This window comes from Acidobacteriota bacterium (genome assembly GCA_039030395.1).
Taxonomy (GTDB): domain Bacteria; phylum Acidobacteriota; class Thermoanaerobaculia; order Multivoradales; family JBCCEF01; genus JBCCEF01.
On sequence record JBCCEF010000045.1, the window covers coordinates 1 to 4,300 of the forward strand.

The 4,300-nt window shown below is 67.8% G+C and carries 2 protein-coding genes; both read left to right on the plus strand.

Annotated elements, in window-relative coordinates; genetic code table 11:
- A partial coding sequence (locus AAF481_20215) for a condensation domain-containing protein (protein ID MEM7483491.1) occupies positions 1–2,872 on the plus strand: 2,872 nt, incomplete at its 5' end.
- 12 nt (positions 2,873–2,884) lie between these two features.
- Positions 2,885–4,300 (plus strand): amino acid adenylation domain-containing protein (locus tag AAF481_20220; GenBank protein MEM7483492.1); only part of this gene is annotated, 1,416 nt, incomplete at its 3' end.

The following is a 4,300-nucleotide window of genomic DNA, read 5'->3' on the forward strand; positions in this document are numbered from 1 at the left end:
CTTCGTGCCGCTGGCAACCGGCGGCCGGCTGGTGCTCGGCAGCCCGGGCTGCGAACGGGATCCCGCCGTGTTGGCTCGCGATCTCGCCGAACGCCGGATCGACAACCTGGTGATGGTTCCCACCATGGCCAATCTGCTCCTACAGGAGCCGGGGCTGGAGGGAGCGACCGGCTTGAAGCGACTACTCTGCGGCGGTGAGATCGTCTCCGCCGAGCTCGTGGCAAACTTCGCCGCCTCACCCCTGCGCCATATCGATCTGTTCAACATCTATGGGCCGACCGAGGCCTGCGTGCTGATCACCGCCGGGCGCTGCAACCTCGACTCGTCCACTGCCTCCACGGTGTCGGAAGTGGTGGTCGACGGTGGTAGCCTGGCCATCGGCCGCCCGCTCGCCAACACTCGGACCTACAGCCTCGATCAACGGCTCGATCCGGTGGCGATCGGTGCGCCCGGCGAGCTGTTCATCGGCGGCGTCTGCCTCGCCGCCGGTTACCTCGAAGCGCCGCGCCAGACCGCCGTCACGTACTTGCCAGATCCCTTCTCTCGTCGGTCGGGCGAGCGCCTCTACCGCACCGGCGACCTGGTGCGAAGCCTGGCTGACGGACGCTGGCTCTTCCTACGCCGCTGCGACCGCCAGATCAAGCTGCGCGGCGTGCGTATAGAGCCCGGCGAGATCGAAGCCGCCCTCAGAGCACATCCGGCCATCCGCGGCGGCGTGGTCACGGTTCAAACGCCACAGGCAGCCGCCGGAGACCCCTCAGCAGGCGGCCGCCAAGACCCAGCCGCACGGCTGCTGGTGGCCTGGCTGGAAGGGACGGGCCAAGATCAGCCCGACAACGAGTCTCTGCGCAGCTTCCTGGAAAAGAGTCTGCCGCCCACCCTGGTGCCATCGAGCTTTCAGTGGCTGGAGGCCTTGCCCCTCACTGCGTCCGGCAAGGTCGACCGCGGCGCCCTCGCGCACCGCCCGTTGATTCTGGATGGCCCGCGAGAAGACACGTCCCGTCTACCGCGCTCGGCGACCGAGGAGATTCTGCTCGGGGTCTGGACCGATGTCCTACAGAGCTCAGTGGGCCTGAAGGACAACTTCTTCGACCTCGGAGGCCATTCGCTGCTCGCCACCCAAGTCGCCTCGCGGGCGGCCAACCTCTTCGACTTGCCCATCGGACCCCGTTGGCTCTTCGAGCAGCCGACCGTCGCCGAGATGGCGGCCGAGATCGATCGCGAGCGGCGCGGCGAACGGACAGCGGCAGGCGAGCCGATCCGCCCCATTGCTCGCGACCAGACCTTGCCCCTGTCCTTTGCCCAGGAGCGCATGTGGTTTCTCGACCAGTTCTCCGCTGGCGGCAACAGCTACGCTTCGCTGGCGCCCCTGCGCTTCCGCGGTCCACTACACGCCTCTGCTCTGCGGCGGGCCTTCGACCATTTGGTGGCCAGGCACGAGGTGCTGCGTACCACTTTTGCCAGCTCCGGCAGCGAAGCCCACCAGGTGATCTCGGCCTGTTGCGACCACCCCCTGCCGCTGATCGACCTCACTCGCCTCGGTGCCGAGCCGACCCGCCGCCGCGAGCTCGCGCGCCATATCGGTGCTGCGCACCGACAGCCCTACGACCTTGTGCGGGGCCCCCTCTTCCGCACCCAGCTGCTGCGCCTCGCCGAGGACGATCATGTCGTCTTGCTGGGCAACCACCACGCGGTCTTCGACGGCTGGTCGATGGACATCCTGGTGCGGGAGCTCGGGGAGCTCTACAACGCCGCTGTTGGCGGACGGCCCGCCGCCTTGCCGCCCTTGCCGATCCAATATGCCGACTTCGCCGCCTGGCAGCGTCAGCGATTGCACGGCGAGGCCCTCGAAGAACAGCTGTCGTTCTGGCGCCAGACCCTCGGAGAAACGACCGAGGCCGGGCTCCTGCCGGTCGATCGCCCGCGCGACGCCAACAGTACCTCGCGCGCCGCCCATCGCACCTTCACCCTCTCGGCCGCCACGTCGCAGGCGTTGCGCGAGCTATCGCGCCAGCGCGGAACAACTCTTTTCATGACCCTCCTTGCGGCCCTACAGGCCTTGCTCCAGCGCCACACCGGCGCCGCCAAGGTGGTGGTGGGAACACCGATCGCCAACCGCCACCACGAGGCGATCGAGGGGCTGATCGGCTTCTTCGTCAACACCCTCGCCATCCCCGCCGACTTCCACGACCGACCGAGCTTCGCCACCCTCCTGGAACGAGCTCGGGAAGCGGCCCTCGGCGCCTACGCCCATCAGGATCTACCGTTCGAGAAATTGGTCGAGGAGCTGCGGCCGGAGCGCCGCAACAGCACCCAGAGTCTGTTCCAGGTGCTCTTCACCTTCCAGAACGTACCGCAAGAGCCGGTCGATCTCGACGATCTGCAACTCGAACCGCTCACCGCCGACGACGGGCCGAACGAGGGAGGCGGTAGCCACCCCGCTATCTTCGAGTTGTCGCTGGTCATGGCCGAGACCGCCGAGTCGTTGGCCGGCGACTTCGAATACGACGCCGCCCTCTTCGAGCCCGCCACCATGGAGGGCTTCGTCGGCCGCTTCGAACGCTTGCTCGACGCGGTCGCGGCCGACCCGGAGCAACCGCTGGCGGACATAACCCTTTTCGCCGAGGACGAGGAACAGCGCTGGTTGCGGGCCGCCGCCGAACGGCTGGCCCAGGAGGCCGCGCCAACCCGCCCGGCAACGAACGCCGGTGATCCACTGGCAGACGAGAAACGTAGCGAGTCCAAGCTGAGAGCCAAAGTGTCGGGACGGCGTGACGATCTGTCGGACGCCAAGCGAGCGCTCCTCGCCCGCAGGTTGCGAGGCCGCAAGAAGCCGAGTCCGGAGTCAATACCTCAAGGTGTGGGAGATTGAAGGGGGTCGGGGATGAGAGCACAGGAGGGGCTATCTAGAGTCGAGCGTCATCGGCTGCTGGTGGAGTGGAACGATACGGCCTCGGCCTATCCGCGCCGCGCCCTGGTGCAGCACCTGGTCGCCCAGCAGGCGGCGGCGCGACCCGAAGCGGTGGCGGCGGTCTATGGCGACCACAGCTTGAGCTACGGTGAGCTCGACCGCCGCGCCCGTGCCCTGGCGCACCGGTTAGGACACCTAGGGGTCGGAGTGGAAGATCGCGTCGGCGTCTTCTTGGAGCCCGGCTGCGATCTGGTCGTGGCGTTGCTGGGGATTCTCCGGGCCGGCGGCGCCTATCTGCCCCTCGACCGGGCCTATCCACCGGACCGCCTCGCCTTCATGTTGGCCGATGCCGATCCCAAAGTCGTCGTCACCCAATCGACTCTGATCGACGAGCTGCCTGCAAGCTCGGTCCAAGTGATGGTTCTCGATCGACGGCTCGAGGAGCCGACCGATCGCGACCTCGACGGGGCCATCACGGGGTCGTTCGAGGATGCCGAGGCCACCGCCGCCGATCGCCTCGCCTACATCATCTACACCTCGGGCTCGACCGGCCGCCCCAAGGGGGTCGGCATCCCTCACCGCGGCATCACCCGCCTGGTGCTCGAAACCAACTACATCACCCTTTCACCCCGAGACCGGGTGGGTCAGGCGGCCAACACCGCTTTTGACGCCGCCACCCTGGAGATCTGGGGACCGCTTCTGACCGGCGGCTGCATCGTGGAGGTGCCGCGCGACACCAGCCTGGTTCCGCACGATCTCGCCACCGCCTTGCGCCGCTTTCGGGTCAACACCCTCTTCCTCACCACCGCCCTGTTCAACCAAACGATCCGCGAGGCACCGGACGCTTTCGCCCACATCGACAACCTGATGGTGGGAGGCGAGACGGCCGATCCCGCCTGGATGCGCCGCATGCTCGGCAACGGCTCGCCGCGACGTTTCATCCACGTCTATGGGCCGACCGAGAACACGACCTACACCACCGGCTACCAAGTGCGGCAGATCGCCGAGGATGCGGCAACGGTACCGATTGGCGCGGCGATCGCCAACAGCACCGTTTTCGTGCTCGATCAATCCCTCTGGCCGGTGGCGGCCAGCGAGGTGGGCGAGCTGCTCACCGGCGGCGATGGCCTGGCGCGGAACTACTGGCAAAGGCCACGGCTCACCGCCGGCCGCTTCGTGCCAGATCCGTTCGCCGAGCAGCCCGGCGGGCGCCTCTACCGCACCGGCGATCTGACCCGCTGGCGTGACGACGGCGTGGTCGACTACGTCGGCCGGGTCGATCACCAGATCAAGTTGCGCGGCTTCCGGGTCGAGCTCGGCGAGATCGAGGCCGCGCTCGCCGCGCACCCCCAGGTGACCGAGAGCGCCGTGCTGCTGCAGGCGACGAGC